Genomic DNA, 15,992 nt, shown 5'->3' on the forward strand with positions numbered 1-15,992 from the left:
CCGAGCCCCAGTGGGACCAAATTTATCGGGAAGGCGGTATTCCAGCAATACATCAGTTGCGGATCTACCTGCCTCTTCGCGTATGAATTCGCTCCCACCAGGAATGAATTTGCGAGCCAACATAGACCACGCAAACCAAGATGGGGAGCCTCCCTGTCAAATCGCGCCCACAAAAAAGGGCGACCGAAGTCGCCCTTTTTCTAATGGTCAGTCAGAACTTAGTTCTGCTTTTCCATTTGTGCACGCAACAGGTCACCAAGAGTGGTAGGACCAGTGTTTTCAGCGGCTTCTGGCTTGCTACGCAGGCTCTGGATCGCTTCTTTCTCGTCTTCAACGTCTTTCGACTTGATGGACAAGCTGATCACGCGGCTCTTGCGGTCAACGCTGATGATCTTGGCTTCGATCTCTTCGCCTTCTTTCAGAACGTTACGCGCGTCTTCAACGCGGTCACGGCTGATTTCGGAGGCTTTCAGGGAAGCTTCGATGTCGTCGGCCAGAGTGATGATGGCGCCTTTGGCGTCAACTTCTTTAACGATACCGCGAACGATTGCGCCTTTGTCATTGACAGTGACGTACTCGGAGAACGGATCGCTTTCCAGCTGCTTGATGCCCAGCGAGATACGCTCACGCTCTGGATCAACAGACAGGATCACGGTGTCGAGCTCGTCGCCCTTCTTGAAGCGACGTACGGCTTCTTCGCCTACTTCGTTCCAGGAGATGTCGGACAGATGAACCAGACCGTCGATGCCGCCATCCAGACCAATGAAGATACCGAAATCGGTGATCGACTTGATGGTGCCGGAGATTTTATCGCCCTTGTTGAACTGGCCAGAGAAATCTTCCCATGGGTTAGATTTGCACTGCTTGATGCCGAGGGAGATACGACGACGCTCTTCGTCGATGTCCAGAACCATAACTTCCACTTCGTCGCCGACTTGTACGACTTTCGAAGGATGGATGTTTTTGTTGGTCCAGTCCATTTCGGAAACGTGTACCAAGCCTTCCACGCCTTCTTCCAGCTCTGCGAAGCAGCCGTAGTCGGTCAGGTTGGTAACACGCGCAGTTACGCGAGTGCTTTCTGGGTAACGAGCCTTGATAGCAACCCATGGGTCTTCGCCCAGTTGCTTCAGACCCAGGGAAACACGATTGCGCTCGCGATCGTACTTCAGCACTTTTACATCGATCTCATCGCCAACATTGACGATTTCCGATGGATGCTTGATGCGCTTCCAGGCCATGTCGGTGATGTGCAGCAGGCCATCGACGCCACCCAGATCGACGAATGCGCCGTAATCGGTGAGGTTCTTGACGATACCTTTGACTTGCTGACCTTCCTGCAGGGACTCGAGCAGAGCTTCGCGCTCGGCACTGTTCTCGGCTTCCAGCACGCTGCGACGCGAAACAACAACGTTGTTGCGCTTCTGGTCCAGCTTGATGACCTTGAACTCGAGCTCTTTGCCTTCCAGGTGAGTCGTGTCGCGCACAGGGCGGACGTCGACCAAAGAACCAGGCAGGAACGCACGGATGCCGTTAACGTCGACAGTGAAGCCGCCTTTAACCTTACCGTTGATAACGCCCTTGACCACTTCTTCAGCTGCGAAAGCCGCTTCCAGAACAATCCAGCACTCGGCACGCTTGGCTTTTTCGCGGGACAGCTTGGTTTCGCCAAAGCCGTCTTCTACCGCGTCCAGAGCAACGTGAACTTCGTCGCCGATCTTGATGGTCAGATCGCCAGCGTCGTTGTGGAACTGTTCCAGCGGGATCAGGCCTTCAGATTTCAGACCGGCGTGAACCGTCACCCAGCCTGCCTGGTAATCGATATCAACGATGATAGCGGTGATGATCGAACCGGCCTGAAGGTTGAGGGTCTTTAGGCTTTCTTCAAAAAGTTCTGCAAAGCTTTCGCTCATTTTAATTCCTGTTGATCAAGGGCGAAGGATACGCCCATCTGCCACGCTCCAGACAACGTGGGTTTCGTTCAAGTAAAAGAAAGCCTGCGGGACTATTTCTGGTCTCCCACACGCTTCTTTGTCACCCGGTGATATCGCGAAGCGCGATTTCACTCAGAATGCGTTCAAGCACCTGCTCGATGGATAATTCGGTTGAATCCAGCTGAATAGCGTCTTGCGCTGGCTTGAGCGGGGCTACCGCTCGCTGGGTGTCACGCTCGTCGCGGGCACTTATCTCATCTAGCAGACTCGACAGACTAACATCATCACCCTTGGCCTTCAACTGCAAGTAACGTCGACGGGCACGTTCTTCGGCGCTGGCGGTCAGGAATATCTTCAGCGGAGCATCCGGAAAAACCACGGTTCCCATGTCGCGACCGTCTGCGACAAGGCCCGGCTCCTCCTGAAAAGCACGCTGACGCTGCAGTAATGCGTCACGCACAGCAGGCAATGAAGCAACCTGAGAAGCGCCGCTGCCAATCTGCTCGTTACGAATCGAGTGAGTAACATCCTCACCCTCGAGAATGATCCGCTGCTCCTGGCCTTCGGTGCCGGTTTCGAACTGCACATCCAGATGCGCAGCCAGCAGCTTCAAGGCTTCTTCATTCGTCAGGTCCACGCCGTGGTTACGGGCAGCAAACGCCAGCAAACGATACAGCGCGCCGGAATCGAGCAGACACCAGCCAAGGCGCTTTGCCAGCAACCCTGCAACTGTGCCCTTCCCCGAACCGCTAGGTCCATCAATGGTAATAACCGGTGCTTGAGTTTTCACAACTGCCCCTCTTGCGCTACACGCATGCCGACTTGAGCGCTAAGCGCGAGAAAATTTGGGAACGACGTAGCGACGTTCGCACAATCATGGATCTGAATCGGCGCGCTGGCACGCAACGCCGCAACACTGAATGCCATCGCAATACGGTGATCGCCATGGGCGTGTACGACACCACCTGCGATTTCACCGCCATCAATAATAATACCGTCCGGCGTGGGCTCGACACTGACGCCGAGCGCCAGCAGACCGTCGGCCATGGCCTGAATACGATCTGACTCCTTGACTCTCAGCTCCTGCGCACCACGCAGCACTGTGCGCCCCTGGGCACAGGCAGCCGCCACAAAGAGCACCGGAAACTCATCAATCGCCAACGGCACCAACGCCTCGGGAATCTCGATACCCTTGAGCGGCGCAGACCGTACACGCACATCAGCCACCGGTTCGCCCCCCGCCTCACGCTGATTTTGCAGCGTAATATCAGCGCCCATCAGACGCAAAATCTCGATAACACCGGTGCGTGTCGGGTTGATACCGACATGCTCAAGCAGAAGGTCGGAGCCCTCGGCAATGGAAGCTGCCACCATAAAGAACGCGGCGGAGGAAATATCGGCAGGCACTTCAATACGCGCAGCCGTCAATCCGGAGCCTGAAGACAACGAGACTTTCGGCCCGTCAACGTCCACCGGATGACCGAAGCCACGCAGCATACGCTCAGTATGATCACGCGTCGGGGCTGGCTCGGTCACTGTAGTTGTACCGTGGGCATAAAGCCCCGCCAACAGCAGTGAAGATTTGACCTGAGCGCTGGCGATTGGCATGTCGTAGGTCAGACCGTTGAGGGTTTGCCCGCCCTTGATCTTCAAAGGCGGACGCCCTTCTGCGGCGGTTTCAATCACTGCGCCCATAGCCCGCAATGGCTCAGCTACCCGCCCCATCGGACGCCGTGACAGCGAAGCGTCACCGGTCAGGGTACTGTCGAAACTTTGCGCAGCCAGTAGCCCCGCCAGCAAGCGCATCGACGTACCGGAGTTGCCTAAATAGATAGGACCGGGTGCAGACTTGAGCCCATGCAAACCGACACCGTGAATCGTCAGGCGACCATGGTGCGGACCTTCAATAACCACGCCCATATCTCGAAACGCCTGCAGCGTCGCCAGTGCATCCTCGCCCTCAAGAAAGCCTTCAACTTCCGTAACGCCTTCGGCCAGCGAACCCAGCATGATCGAGCGATGAGAGATGGACTTGTCACCCGGCACGCGCAGCCGTCCTGAAACGCTACCGCCAGGGCTGGCCAGAAACACCATATCCTCCGTCGCCGCTGGCTCTACGTATGCTCGCCGGGCAAGGATTTTGCCGAAATGTTCGCGAGCTACCCTTGCCCGAGTAAACACTCCGAGCAACTGACGACCGTCGCCCGCGACCATTGCATCGCGCAGCGCGTCCAGGTCGGTTCGAAAGGTATCGAGTGTGCGCAGAACCGCCTCACGGTTAGCCAGGAAGATGTCATGCCACATCACGGGATCACTGCCGGCAATGCGCGTGAAATCACGAAAACCACCGGCCGCATAACGGAAGATGTCGAGGTTTTCGTTACGCTTGGCTAATGAGTCCACCAGCCCGAACGCCAACAGATGAGGGAGATGACTGGTTGCTGCCAGCACCTCATCGTGACGCTCGACCTCCATGTGTTCCACATCTGCACCCAGTTCAGACCAGAGTCGATCGACCACCGCCAAGGCTTCGGGATCAGTCTCGGGCAGTGGCGTAAGTATTACCTTGTGCCGCTTGAACAACTGAGCGTTGGAAGCCTCGACACCACTCTGCTCAGAGCCGGCAATCGGATGCCCCGGTACAAACCGCGACGGCATGCCACCGAAGGCCAGACGCGCAGCATTGACCACATTACCCTTCGCGCTACCGACATCGGTCAGTACCGCATCGCCCAGATCAAAGGTCGAGAGCAAGGCCAGCACTTTTTCCATCGCCAGAATAGGGACAGCAAGCTGAATAACGTCAGCGCCATGGCAGGCAATGGCCAAATCGTCTTCGCAACGATCGACGACACCCAACTCCACGGCTAACTTGCGGGACTGAGGATCGAGATCTACCCCGACCACTTCGCCACACAGGCCACTCTCACGGATGCCCTTGGCAAAAGATCCGCCAATCAGGCCAAGCCCCACGACCACCAAGCGCCGGATAATAGGCTGGTTTGGTTTCACTGAGATGACATCAATCACGCGCCAGAACCTTGGCCAGCGCCTCGAGGAAACGAGTGTTTTCTTCCAACAAACCGATACTCACACGCAAATGATTAGGCATGCCATAACCGGCGACCGGGCGAACAATCACCCCCTCGCGCAGCAGACCCTGATAAACCGGAGCGCTTTCACGCCCAAGATCGACGGCAATGAAATTGCCTTTGGATGGAATCCAGTTCAACCCGAGCAAACGCAAGCCACCCTCAATCTGCTCCATACCGACTTCGTTCAACTGGCGACTCTTGGTCACGTACTCGACGTCGTCCAGCGCAGCGCATGCTGCGGCCAGCGCAAAGCTGTTGACGTTGAACGGTTGTCGAACCCGATTAAGCACGTCCGCGACTACCAGGGACGACAAGGCGTAACCGACTCGCAACGAGGCGAGCCCGTAGGCTTTGGAAAACGTGCGAGAGACCAGCAGATTCGGATAGTCAGCCAGGTAATCGAGACCATCGGGCAAGTCGGCACCGTGGGCATATTCGATGTAAGCCTCGTCCAGCACCACCAGCACATGCTCCGGCACGGCAGCTAGGAACTCACTCAATGCCTGCGAACCAAACCAGGTACCGGTCGGGTTGTTCGGATTGGCAATGAATACCACGCGGGTATCGGCATCGATAGCCGCCAGCATCGCGGGCAAATCATGCCCCCAATCCCTGGCTGGCGTGACGCGAGCCGTCGCGCCAATGGCCTGGGTGACAATCGGATAAACCGCGAAAGCGAATTCGCTGAATACCGCATTCAGGCCCGGCGCCAGGTATGCGCGAGCGACCAACTCAAGGATGTCATTGGAGCCGTTACCCAATGTCACTTGCTCGATCTGCACACCACAACGTTCTGCAAGGCGCTTTTTCAGCTCGAAGCCATTGCCGTCCGGGTAACGGGTCAGTTCTGCCAACTCGTCACGAATCGCAGCCAGCGCCTTCGGACTGGGACCCAATGGATTTTCGTTACTGGCCAGCTTGATGATCTTTGCCGGATCGATGCCCAACTCGCGTGCCAGTTCGCTCACAGGCTTGCCTGGAACATAAGGCGAAAGTTTTTGCACACCCGGCTGAGCCAGTGCGAGGAAGTCGCCAGTCATGTGTCGCTAACCTCTTATCAACAAATGCAATCTACTGAATTGGAACAATTATCTGTAGGAGCTCACGAGCACCGCGAGGCAGCGATGGCGTCCTGTCTGATACACCGCTATCGCAGACTCGCGTTGCTCGGTGGAGCGCCACCCCGGTCGCTCCTACAGGTCCATTATTCGCCGCGCGACAGCGCAATGTCAGAGATAAAGGGCCGCTGCTGTTAACAAAATGCAATCTTCTGAGTTGACCCAAACCCTGTAGGAGCTCACCGAGGGAACCGCTATCGATGCCTCGCGTTGCTCGTGAGCTCCTGCAGGTATCGGCTCAATCCTCAGAGAACCGCTTTCGGGTAGGAACCCAGCACCTTGAGCGCCACCGCTTCCTGACTGATCCGCTCCAGCACCGCTTTGACCAATGGATCCCGGTGGTGCCCCACAAAGTCGATGAAGAACACATAGGTCCACTTGCCACTGCGCGAAGGTCGGGTCTCGATACGCGTCAGATCCAGGCCGTTCTCATGGAAAGGCACCAGCAGCTCGTGCAGAGCGCCCGGTTTGTTGCTCATCGAGACAATGATCGAAGTTTTGTCGTCACCCGTCGGCGGGACTTCCTGACTGCCGATGATCAGGAACCGGGTAGAGTTGTCCGGACGATCTTCAATTTTCTCTGCGATACGTGTCAGGCCATAAAGGCTCGCGCTCATATCACCGGCAATGGCCGCAGAGTTCCACTCACTTTTGACCCGCTTGGCAGCTTCGGCATTGCTGGCGACCGCGATCCGCTCGACATTCGGGTAATGCGCATCCAGCCATTTGCGGCACTGGGCCAACGACTGGGCGTGGGAATAGATACGGCTGATGCTTTCAGTCTTGGTGTTTTCGCCGATCAGCAGATGATGGTGGATGCGCAGCTCGACTTCGCCACAGATCACCATGTCATGCTCAAGGAAGCTGTCCAGCGTGTGGTTGACCGCACCTTCGGTGGAGTTTTCTACCGGGACGACACCAAAGTTCACCGCACCCGCCGCAACCTCGCGAAATACTTCATCGATAGCGGCCATCGGCAGGCTGATGACTGCGTTGCCGAAATGCTTGATGGCGGCAGCCTGGGTGAAAGTGCCTTCAGGCCCAAGGTAAGCAACCTTCAGCGGTTGCTCCAGTGCCAGGCACGAAGACATTATTTCGCGAAACAGGCGCGCCATTTCTTCGTTGCTCAACGGCCCGCGATTGCGCTCCATAACACGTTTGAGCACCTGGGCTTCACGCTCAGGACGGTAAAACACCGGCACTTCGCCTTCAGCCAGATTGGCCATTTTGACCCGCGCCACTTCCTGGGCGCAGCGTGCGCGCTCACTGATCAGCTCCAGGACCTTTTCGTCCAGGCTGTCGATGCGGACGCGCAGCGCCTTGAGTTCTTGCTCGGACATTAGCCGTGTTCCTTCTCGAACTCTGCCATGTAAGCCACCAGCGCATTGATCGCGTTGATGTCCACGGCATTATAGATAGAGGCACGCATGCCACCGACCGAACGGTGACCTTTGAGGTTGAGCAGCCCGCGATCGTCAGCGCCCGCCAAAAACGGCTTGTCCAGCCGATCATCAGCAAGACGGAACGGCACGTTCATCCACGAGCGATCAGACTTGTTGATCGGGTTGCTGTACAAACCACTGCCGTCGATGAAATCGTAAAGCGTGCGCTTTTTGACTTCGTTGAGCTTGCCGATGGCCTCAACGCCACCCTGCTCTTTCAGCCATTCGAAGACCAGACCGGAGAGGTACCAGGCCAGGGTCGGCGGCGTGTTGTACATCGAGCCGTTATCGGCTGCGACCTTGTAATTAAGCATGGTCGGGCATAGCGAACGAGCGCGGCCCAACAGGTCTTCGCGAATGATCACGACGACGATACCGCTTGGCCCGATGTTTTTCTGGGCACCTGCGTAGATCATGCCGAAGCGCGAAACGTCCACCGGACGAGAGAGAATGTCCGAAGACATGTCAGCTACGAGGGGTACATCACCGGTTTCTGGAATCCAGTCGAATTCCAGGCCACCGATGGTTTCGTTCGGGGCGTAATGAACGTAGGCAGCATCCTTGGACAGCTTCCACTCGTTCTGACCCGGGATAGCGAAGTAATCGTAGGGCTTGGCGCTAGCAGCCACATTCACATGACCGTAACGCGAAGCTTCTTCGATAGCCTTCTGCGACCAGATACCGGTGTCGATATAGTCGGCAGAGCCGTTTTCCGGCAGAAGATTCAAAGCAATCTGGGCGAACTGCTGGCTCGCACCACCCTGCAGAAACAGCACTTTGTAGTTCGAGGGAATCGTCAGCAGGTCTCGCAGATCCTGCTCAGCCTTGTTGGCGATGGAGGTGAACTCATCACTGCGATGGCTCATTTCCATGACGGACAGGCCTTTGCCATGCCAGTCCAGTAGTTCCGCCTGGGCACGCAGCAGAACAGCTTCAGGAAGCGCAGCAGGACCTGCGCAGAAGTTAAAGGCTCGCTTGCTCATATCCACTCTCACTACGCTCTGATTTTCTCAGGCTTGGTCATTTGGAGTCGAAGATGGCAAAGGCCGCGACACAGTTCAGAACCGTTCGCAGCCTTTGGCTACTTCTGTCAAACAACACGAGGTTGCTTGATGTACATGATCCCTGTAGGAGTGAGCTTGCTCGCGATAGCGTCATTCCGGTAAATACTCATCGACTACCTTGACGCTATCGCGAGCAAGCTCACTCCTACAGAAAAAACGGCGTTCCCGCAGACTGTGCGTTACTCCTGCGGTTCTTCTTCGTCCGGAGCAGCGTCGGCTTGCAGCTCGTCGGCAGATACGTCTTCGTCAGCAATGCTCAACGCTTCGCCTTCAATGATTTCACCGTCTTCACCGATCACCAGCTCTTCGCCTTCGATTTCCGATGGCTCTTGTACGCGTTCCAGGCCGACCAGTTTTTCGTCACTGGCCAACTTGATCAGCGTGACGCCCTGAGTATTACGACCCAGACTGGAAACTTCATCGACACGAGTACGAACCAGTGTGCCCTGATCGGAAATCAGCATGATCTCCTCACCATCGAGCACCTGCACCGCGCCGACCAGTCGACCGTTACGCTCGTTGCTGACCATGGCGATGACGCCCTGACCGCCACGCTTGTACTCAGGGAACTCGGTGATCGCCGTACGCTTACCGTAACCACGCTCGGAAGCAGTCAGGATCTGGCTGCCTTCTTCCGGGATCAACATCGAAATCAGCTTCTGCCCTTCTGGCAGACGCATGCCGCGAACACCGCGAGCAGTACGACCCATGGCGCGAACGTCAGATTCCTTGAAGCGCGTTACCTTTCCGCCGTCGGAGAACAGCATGATTTCCTGCTCACCATCGGTGATGGCTGCCGAAATCAGGATGTCGCCTTCGTCCAGCTCAAGCGCGATCAGACCCACGCTACGCTGACGGCTGAAGGCCACCAGCGGGGTTTTCTTCACGGTACCGTTGGCAGTAGACATGAAGATGAATGGAGCCTTCTTCTTGTCTGCAGCCTTGATGCGTGCTTTACGCTCTTCTTCGGTCTCGTTGCTGTTCTCTGCGTCGTCGAGCTCACCTTCGATGCCAGCCTCTTCCTCCTCGTCAGCCCGCTTGCGCATGGCTTCCAGGTCGACCGGCAGCATGGTGGTGATGTACTCGCCGTCGCTCAATGGCAACAGGTTGACCAACGGACGGCCACGGGCAGCGCGGGACGCTTCCGGGATCTCGTAGGTCTTGAGCCAGTAAACCTTGCCCTTGCTGGAGAACATCAACAGCGTGGTGTGGCTGTTGGCAACCAGCAGGTGAGCAATGTAGTCCTCATCCTTGATGCCGGTAGCCGACTTGCCTTTACCGCCGCGACGTTGCGCCTGATAGACCGCCAGAGGCTGAGTCTTGGCATAGCCGCCGTGGGAAATCGTAACGACGCGCTCTTCTTCCGGGATCATGTCACCCAGGGTCAGGTCCAGACGCGCATCAAGAATCTCAGTGCGACGAACATCGCCGTACTCGACGCGGATCAGTTCCAGCTCTTCGCGGATCACTTCCATCAGACGCACGGCGCTGTTGAGGATGCGCAACAGTTCCCCGATCTGGCTGAGGATTTCCTGATACTCGGTGAGCAGTTTTTCATGCTCAAGACCGGTCAGGCGGTGCAGACGCAATTCGAGAATGGCCTGGGCCTGTTCCGGCGACAGGAAGTACTTGCCGTCACGCAGCCCGTACTGTGGATCAAGGTTTTCCGGACGGCATGAATCCGCACCAGCGCGCTCGACCATTTCCACGACTGCGCTGGACTCCCAAGGGGTCGAAATCAACCCGATCTTGGCTTCCGCAGGTGTCGGCGAGGCTTTGATAAGGGCGATAACCGGATCGATGTTCGACAGGGCTACCGCTTGACCTTCGAGCAAATGACCACGCTCGCGGGCCTTACGCAGCTCGAAAACAGTACGGCGGGTAACCACTTCGCGACGGTGACGAACGAAGGCTTCCAGCAGATCCTTGAGATTGAGGATTCGCGGACGGCCATCGATCAGCGCAACGATGTTGATACCGAAAACGCTTTGCAGCTGGGTCTGGGCATAAAGGTTGTTGAGGATGACCTCAGGCACTTCACCACGACGCAGCTCGATCACGACGCGCATACCGTCCTTGTCGGACTCGTCGCGCAGCTCTGTAATACCTTCGAGCTTCTTCTCTTTAACCAGCTCGGCGATCTTTTCGATCAGACGGGCCTTGTTCAATTGATAAGGCAGCTCGGTGATGACGATCTGCTGACGACCACCGACCTTGTCGATGTCTTCAACCATCGAGCGGGCACGCATGTAGATGCGGCCACGACCGGTGCGATAGGCTTCGACGATACCGGCACGACCATTGATGATCGCGGCAGTCGGGAAGTCCGGGCCCGGGATGAACTGCATCAACTCATCGATGGAAATTTCCGGGTTGTCGATCAGCGCCAGACAACCGTCGATGACTTCACCCAGGTTGTGCGGCGGAATGTTGGTCGCCATGCCCACGGCGATACCGCTGGAGCCGTTGACCAACAGGTTGGGAATACGGGTCGGCATGACCGCAGGGATCATTTCAGTGCCGTCGTAGTTCGGCACCCAGTCCACGGTTTCTTTGTGCAGGTCAGCCAGCAGCTCGTGAGCCAGCTTGGTCATGCGCACTTCGGTGTATCGCATGGCCGCAGCGTTGTCGCCGTCCACCGAACCGAAGTTACCCTGACCATCTACCAGCAAATAGCGCAGCGAGAATGGCTGCGCCATACGAACGATAGTGTCGTAGACGGCAGTGTCGCCGTGCGGGTGATACTTACCGATAACGTCACCGACCACACGGGCGGATTTCTTGTACGGCTTGTTCCAGTCGTTACCCAGTTCGCTCATCGCGAACAGCACACGCCGGTGCACGGGCTTCAAGCCATCGCGTGCATCGGGCAGTGCCCGCCCGACGATTACGCTCATTGCGTAGTCGAGGTAGGACTGCTTCAGCTCGTCTTCGATATTGACCGGGAGGATTTCTTTGGCCAGTTCGCCCATGAGAAGCTCGATTCCTTTTTCTGGTGAAACTTCGTACATCCATTCGGGAGGAACGAAGCTCGCCGTTACCGGCACGTTTGCCTGGCAACGACTTACGACAAATCAACGAGTTATGCCCTGGATCTGCGCAGTAGGGACGACTACCGCAAGCGTCCCTGGAAACCGCCGGATGTTACCACAATCGCCGCTAAGCACCTATCCTTTGAAAGCCCTGAAAAAGAGCTTGTCCGTCGCAAGACGGCTGAGAAACGCTTACAGGCCCGCTTAGCGCCCCTGCGACGAAATTTCCACGGGGCATCCGAACGATTAATGCAGACGTTTGCGGCACATCAATTGAGCCATTTTTGCAGTGTCCGGACGCTCGACAATGCCCTTCTCGGTAACGATTACATCAATCAGGTCAGCAGGCGTAACGTCGAACACCGGGTTGAATGCGTCGACATCGGCGCCGACACGCTGACCGCCAACTTCTAGCAACTCACGGCCATCACGCTCTTCGATGACAATGTCTTCACCACTGGCCATCTCCATGTCAATCGTCGAACTCGGCGCCACAACCATGAAACGCACACCATGATGCATGGCGGCAACGGCCAGCTGATAGGTCCCGATCTTGTTGGCAACGTCGCCATTGGCGGTGATCCGGTCGGCGCCCACGATGACCCAGGTAATGCCTTTGGTGCGCATCAAGTGGGCAGCTGCCGAATCGGCATTAAGGGTCACCGGGATACCTTCGTTAGCCAGTTCCCAGGCAGTCAAACGGGAGCCTTGCAGCCAGGGGCGGGTCTCGTCGGCGTAGACGCGCTCGATCATGCCTTCCAGATGCGCGGCGCGAATCACGCCCAGCGCGGTACCGAAACCGCCGGTGGCCAATGCACCGGTATTGCAGTGGGTCAGCACCGCCTGCAGGTTGCCCTGATGTTTGCGAATCATGTCCGCACCCAGTTGAGCCATGGTCAGATTGGCTTCACGGTCACTGAGATGGATCGAGACAGCTTCGGCTTCCAGTGTCGCCAGAGGATTCTCTCCCTCTTTGAGGCGCTGCAGCCGATCGCGCATCCGGTTCAACGCCCAGAACAGGTTGACGGCCGTCGGACGCGAATCCGCCAGCAGCCGGAAATCCTCCTCCAGAGTGGCGATCCAGTCACCTCCCGCGGCGATCCGGGCACGAGCGCCCAGCACCACACCGTAAGCGGCGCTGATACCGATCGCCGGTGCACCCCGTACAACCATTGAACGAATTGCCTCGGCAACCCCGGCCGCGCTGTCGTAAGCGAGCCATGTTTCTTCGAACGGCAAGATACGCTGATCCAGCAGATACAGAGCGTCATCCCGCCAATCGATGGCTTTCACCTTTTCAGCAGCCAACAATCGATCGCGCATAGCACACCCCATACTCAAAAAACCCAAGCCGGATATCAAAAGCGGCCGATTATAGCGAGCCGTCGACGAAGACGCTCGGGTATACTGCTCCGTCCCCATAATAAGCCCTGGAAGCCCAGTCATGCCTAACGCCGCTGCCCCGCTCGACCTCTTGCTCCTGCCCGCCTGGCTGGTGCCGGTCGAACCTGCTGGCGTGGTACTGAAGGATCATGGGCTGGGCATCCGCGACGGTTGCATCGCGTACATCGGCCCTCGCGCCGAAGCACTGAAACAGCCGGCGCTGCAAACCCTGGAGCTGCCCGAGATGCTGCTCAGCCCAGGGCTGATCAATGCTCACGGCCATGCCGCAATGACCTTGTTCCGTGGTCTGGCCGACGATTTGCCGCTCATGACCTGGCTGCAGGACCATATCTGGCCCGCCGAGAGCAAATGGGTCGACGAGGACTTCATCCGCGATGGCACCGACCTGGCGATCGCCGAGCAATTGAAAGGCGGCATCACCTGCTTTTCAGACATGTACTTTTACCCCTCTGTGGCGGCTGATCGCGTTCACAACAGCGGGATCCGTGCGCAAATTACGGTGCCGGTCCTGGATTTCCAGATTCCCGGCGCACGCAATACCGAAGAAGCGCTGCACATCGGCGTGCAACTGTTCAATGATCTGGCTCACCATCCACGGATCAAGATCGCGTTCGGCCCTCATGCGCCCTACACCGTCGGCGACGAGAATCTGGAGAGGATCCGGGTCATCGCCGACGAACTGGACGCCATGATCCAGATGCACGTTCACGAGACTGCCTTTGAAGTCGAGCAAGCTGTAGCCCAGACAGGCGAGCGCCCCTTGGCGCGCCTGAACCGCCTGGGCATGCTCGGCCCGCGCTTTCAAGCGGTCCACATGACGCAAATCAACGATGACGACCTGGCGTTGCTGGTAGAAAGCAACTCCAGCATCGTTCATTGCCCGGAATCGAACCTGAAACTGGCCAGCGGCTTTTGCCCGGTCGAACGACTGTGGCAGGCAGGCGTCAATGTTGCGATAGGCACTGACGGTGCAGCCAGTAACAACGATCTGGACCTGCTCGGAGAAACCCGAACCGCCGCACTGCTGGCCAAAGCCGTTGCAGGCTCGGCTGCCGCACTGGACGCCCACCGCGCATTGCGTATGGCAACCCTCAATGGCGCTCGGGCGCTGGGTATCCAGGACGAAGTGGGCTCGCTGGAGATCGGCAAGGCTGCCGACATCGTCGCCTTCGACCTGTCCGGCCTGGCTCGCCAACCGATTTATGATCCGGTTTCACAGCTTATATATGCCACCGGTCGCGACTGCGTCAGCCATGTGTGGGTCGCTGGCAAGCAACTGCTCGATGATCGCCGCCTGACACGTATGGATGAGCAGGCGCTCTGCGACACCGCCAAGGCCTGGGGCAAGCGTATTTCCGGGCACACCGAATAAGACCGGGCTGACGCTTTCAATCGCCAGCCCGCTGCACGTATTTTGAGTTCAAGAGGACATTCCATGAGCAACGTCGATCACGCAGAAATCGCCAAATTCGAGGCACTGGCCCATCGCTGGTGGGACCGCAACAGCGAATTCAAGCCGCTGCACGATATCAACCCGTTGCGGGTCAACTGGATCGACGAGCGCGTCAATCTGGCGGGCAAGAAGGTTCTGGACGTCGGTTGCGGCGGCGGAATTCTCAGTGAAGCCATGGCACTGCGCGGCGCGACAGTAACCGGCATCGACATGGGCGAAGCGCCGCTGGCTGTCGCCCAATTGCATCAGTTGGAATCGGGGGTTCAGGTCGAGTACCGCCAGATCACGGCTGAAGACCTGGCCGAAGAGATGCCCGAGCAGTTCGATGTTGTAACGTGCCTGGAAATGCTTGAGCACGTGCCAGATCCGTCGTCGGTGATTCGCGCCTGCTATCGCATGGTTAAACCCGGTGGCCAGGTATTTTTCTCGACCATCAACCGCAATCCGAAGGCGTATCTGTTCGCCATCGTCGGCGCCGAATACATCATGGGCCTGCTACCGCGCGGCACCCACGACTTCAAGAAATTCATCCGCCCGTCCGAGCTCGGCGCATGGAGCCGCGCCGCCGGCCTGCAAGTCAAAGACATCATCGGCCTGACCTACAACCCGCTGACCAAGCACTACAAACTGGCTTCGGACGTAGACGTCAACTACATGATCCAGACGCTCCGGGAGGCGTAAACATGCGTTTGAGAGCAGTTCTATTCGACATGGACGGCACCCTGCTCGACACCGCCCCGGATTTCATCGCCATTTGCCAGGCGATGCTGGCGGAGCGCGGTTTCCCGGCAGTGGAAGACAAACTGATCCGGGACGAGATTTCCGGCGGTGCCAAAGCGATGGTTGCCGCGACATTCGCCATGTCGCCTGACGCTGAAGGGTTCGAGGCGTTGCGCCTGGAGTTTCTGGAGCGCTATCAGCGCGACTGCGCCGTACACAGCAAACTGTTCGACGGCATGGCAGAACTGTTGGCCGATATTGAAAAGGCCAACCTGATCTGGGGCGTCGTCACCAATAAACCGGTACGTTTTGCTCAGCCAATCATGGATCAGCTCGGGCTCTCGCAACGCTCGGCCTTACTGATCTGCCCTGATCATGTCACCAAAAGCAAACCAGACCCTGAACCATTGACCCTTGCCTGCAAGATGCTTGATCTGGATCCGGCAAGCGTACTGTTTGTAGGGGATGATCTGCGCGACATCGAATCAGGCCGAGACGCAGGCACTAAAACGGCGGCGGTTCGCTACGGTTACATTCACCCCAACGACAACCCCGATCATTGGGGCGCAGACGTGGTAGTGGATCACCCGCTGGAACTGCGCAAGGTGCTGGATAACGCGCTTTGTAGCTGCTGAAGGCGCTTCAGAACTGCATGCAAAGCGCGGACCTGTGGGAGCCGGGCTTGCCCGCGAAAAAGCTGGACGCAATTGACTTCATGTCTGCGGCGCTCTTA

The 15,992-nt window shown here is 57.5% G+C and carries 11 protein-coding genes; 3 read left to right on the plus strand and 8 right to left on the minus strand.

The window, feature by feature from the left end:
- Positions 1-218: 218 nt before the first annotated feature.
- The 8 genes from rpsA to mtnA all read right to left on the minus strand — a co-directional run bounded on the left by rpsA (position 219) and on the right by mtnA (position 13,005).
- A complete protein-coding gene (gene rpsA / locus EE949_RS19770; RefSeq protein WP_122665829.1) occupies positions 219-1,910 on the minus strand; it encodes a 30S ribosomal protein S1 in 1,692 nt (563 codons plus the stop codon).
- Positions 1,911-2,031: 121 nt separating this feature from the next.
- Complete coding sequence (gene cmk / locus EE949_RS19775; RefSeq protein ID WP_122665830.1) at positions 2,032-2,721, minus strand: (d)CMP kinase; 690 nt, start codon at positions 2,719-2,721, stop codon at positions 2,032-2,034.
- Complete coding sequence (locus EE949_RS19780) at positions 2,718-4,925, minus strand: bifunctional prephenate dehydrogenase/3-phosphoshikimate 1-carboxyvinyltransferase (protein WP_162874740.1); 2,208 nt, start codon at positions 4,923-4,925, stop codon at positions 2,718-2,720. The genes cmk and EE949_RS19780 overlap by 4 nt, the downstream gene beginning before the upstream one ends.
- Positions 4,926-4,953: 28 nt before the next feature.
- Positions 4,954-6,066 carry a histidinol-phosphate transaminase gene (hisC, locus tag EE949_RS19785; protein WP_122665832.1) on the minus strand — a complete coding sequence of 371 codons (1,113 nt, stop codon included), beginning with the start codon at positions 6,064-6,066 and terminating at the stop codon, positions 4,954-4,956.
- Positions 6,067-6,389: 323 nt separating this feature from the next.
- Positions 6,390-7,484 carry a prephenate dehydratase gene (gene pheA, locus EE949_RS19790; protein ID WP_122665833.1) on the minus strand — a complete coding sequence of 365 codons (1,095 nt, stop codon included), beginning with the start codon at positions 7,482-7,484 and terminating at the stop codon, positions 6,390-6,392.
- Positions 7,484-8,569, minus strand: a complete 1,086-nt coding sequence (gene serC / locus EE949_RS19795; protein WP_122665834.1) for a 3-phosphoserine/phosphohydroxythreonine transaminase — start codon at positions 8,567-8,569, stop codon at positions 7,484-7,486. Before serC ends, pheA begins: the two co-directional genes overlap by 1 nt.
- Before the next feature lie 260 nt (positions 8,570-8,829).
- A complete protein-coding gene (gyrA, locus tag EE949_RS19800; RefSeq protein ID WP_122665835.1) occupies positions 8,830-11,622 on the minus strand; it encodes a DNA gyrase subunit A in 2,793 nt (930 codons plus the stop codon).
- Between the two features lie 306 nt (positions 11,623-11,928).
- Entirely contained in the window at positions 11,929-13,005 is a 1,077-nt protein-coding gene (gene mtnA, locus EE949_RS19805) for an S-methyl-5-thioribose-1-phosphate isomerase (protein ID WP_122665836.1), read from the minus strand.
- 121 nt (positions 13,006-13,126) lie between these two features.
- On the opposite strand from mtnA, the gene EE949_RS19810 reads away from it, so the two are divergent.
- The 3 genes from EE949_RS19810 (at position 13,127) to mupP (ending at position 15,894) form a co-directional block, all read left to right on the plus strand.
- Entirely contained in the window at positions 13,127-14,458 is a 1,332-nt protein-coding gene (locus tag EE949_RS19810) for a TRZ/ATZ family hydrolase (protein WP_122665837.1), read from the plus strand.
- 63 nt (positions 14,459-14,521) lie between these two features.
- A complete protein-coding gene (ubiG, locus tag EE949_RS19815) occupies positions 14,522-15,220 on the plus strand; it encodes a bifunctional 2-polyprenyl-6-hydroxyphenol methylase/3-demethylubiquinol 3-O-methyltransferase UbiG (RefSeq protein ID WP_122665838.1) in 699 nt (232 codons plus the stop codon).
- Positions 15,221-15,222: 2 nt separating this feature from the next.
- Positions 15,223-15,894 (plus strand): N-acetylmuramic acid 6-phosphate phosphatase MupP, encoded by a 672-nt coding sequence (mupP, locus tag EE949_RS19820; RefSeq protein WP_122665839.1) that lies wholly within the window; start codon positions 15,223-15,225, stop codon positions 15,892-15,894.
- The last annotated feature ends 98 nt before the right edge of the window (positions 15,895-15,992 follow it).

It is taken from the genome of Pseudomonas viridiflava, assembly GCF_900602065.1.
In the GTDB taxonomy this organism is placed as follows: domain Bacteria; phylum Pseudomonadota; class Gammaproteobacteria; order Pseudomonadales; family Pseudomonadaceae; genus Aquipseudomonas.

What these genes read in the sequence shown, in the direction of transcription:
- hisC (WP_122665832.1), bottom strand. Translation starts at nt 6,066, where the DNA reads ATGACTGGCGACTTCCTCGCACTGGCTCAGCCGGGTGTGCAAAAACTT.
- pheA (WP_122665833.1), bottom strand. Translation starts at nt 7,484, where the DNA reads ATGTCCGAGCAAGAACTCAAGGCGCTGCGCGTCCGCATCGACAGCCTG.
- mupP (WP_122665839.1), top strand. Translation starts at nt 15,223, where the DNA reads ATGCGTTTGAGAGCAGTTCTATTCGACATGGACGGCACCCTGCTCGAC.
- serC (WP_122665834.1), bottom strand. Translation starts at nt 8,569, where the DNA reads ATGAGCAAGCGAGCCTTTAACTTCTGCGCAGGTCCTGCTGCGCTTCCT.
- rpsA (WP_122665829.1), bottom strand. Translation starts at nt 1,910, where the DNA reads ATGAGCGAAAGCTTTGCAGAACTTTTTGAAGAAAGCCTAAAGACCCTC.
- mtnA (WP_122665836.1), bottom strand. Translation starts at nt 13,005, where the DNA reads ATGCGCGATCGATTGTTGGCTGCTGAAAAGGTGAAAGCCATCGATTGG.
- ubiG (WP_122665838.1), top strand. Translation starts at nt 14,522, where the DNA reads ATGAGCAACGTCGATCACGCAGAAATCGCCAAATTCGAGGCACTGGCC.
- gyrA (WP_122665835.1), bottom strand. Translation starts at nt 11,622, where the DNA reads ATGGGCGAACTGGCCAAAGAAATCCTCCCGGTCAATATCGAAGACGAG.
- EE949_RS19810 (WP_122665837.1), top strand. Translation starts at nt 13,127, where the DNA reads ATGCCTAACGCCGCTGCCCCGCTCGACCTCTTGCTCCTGCCCGCCTGG.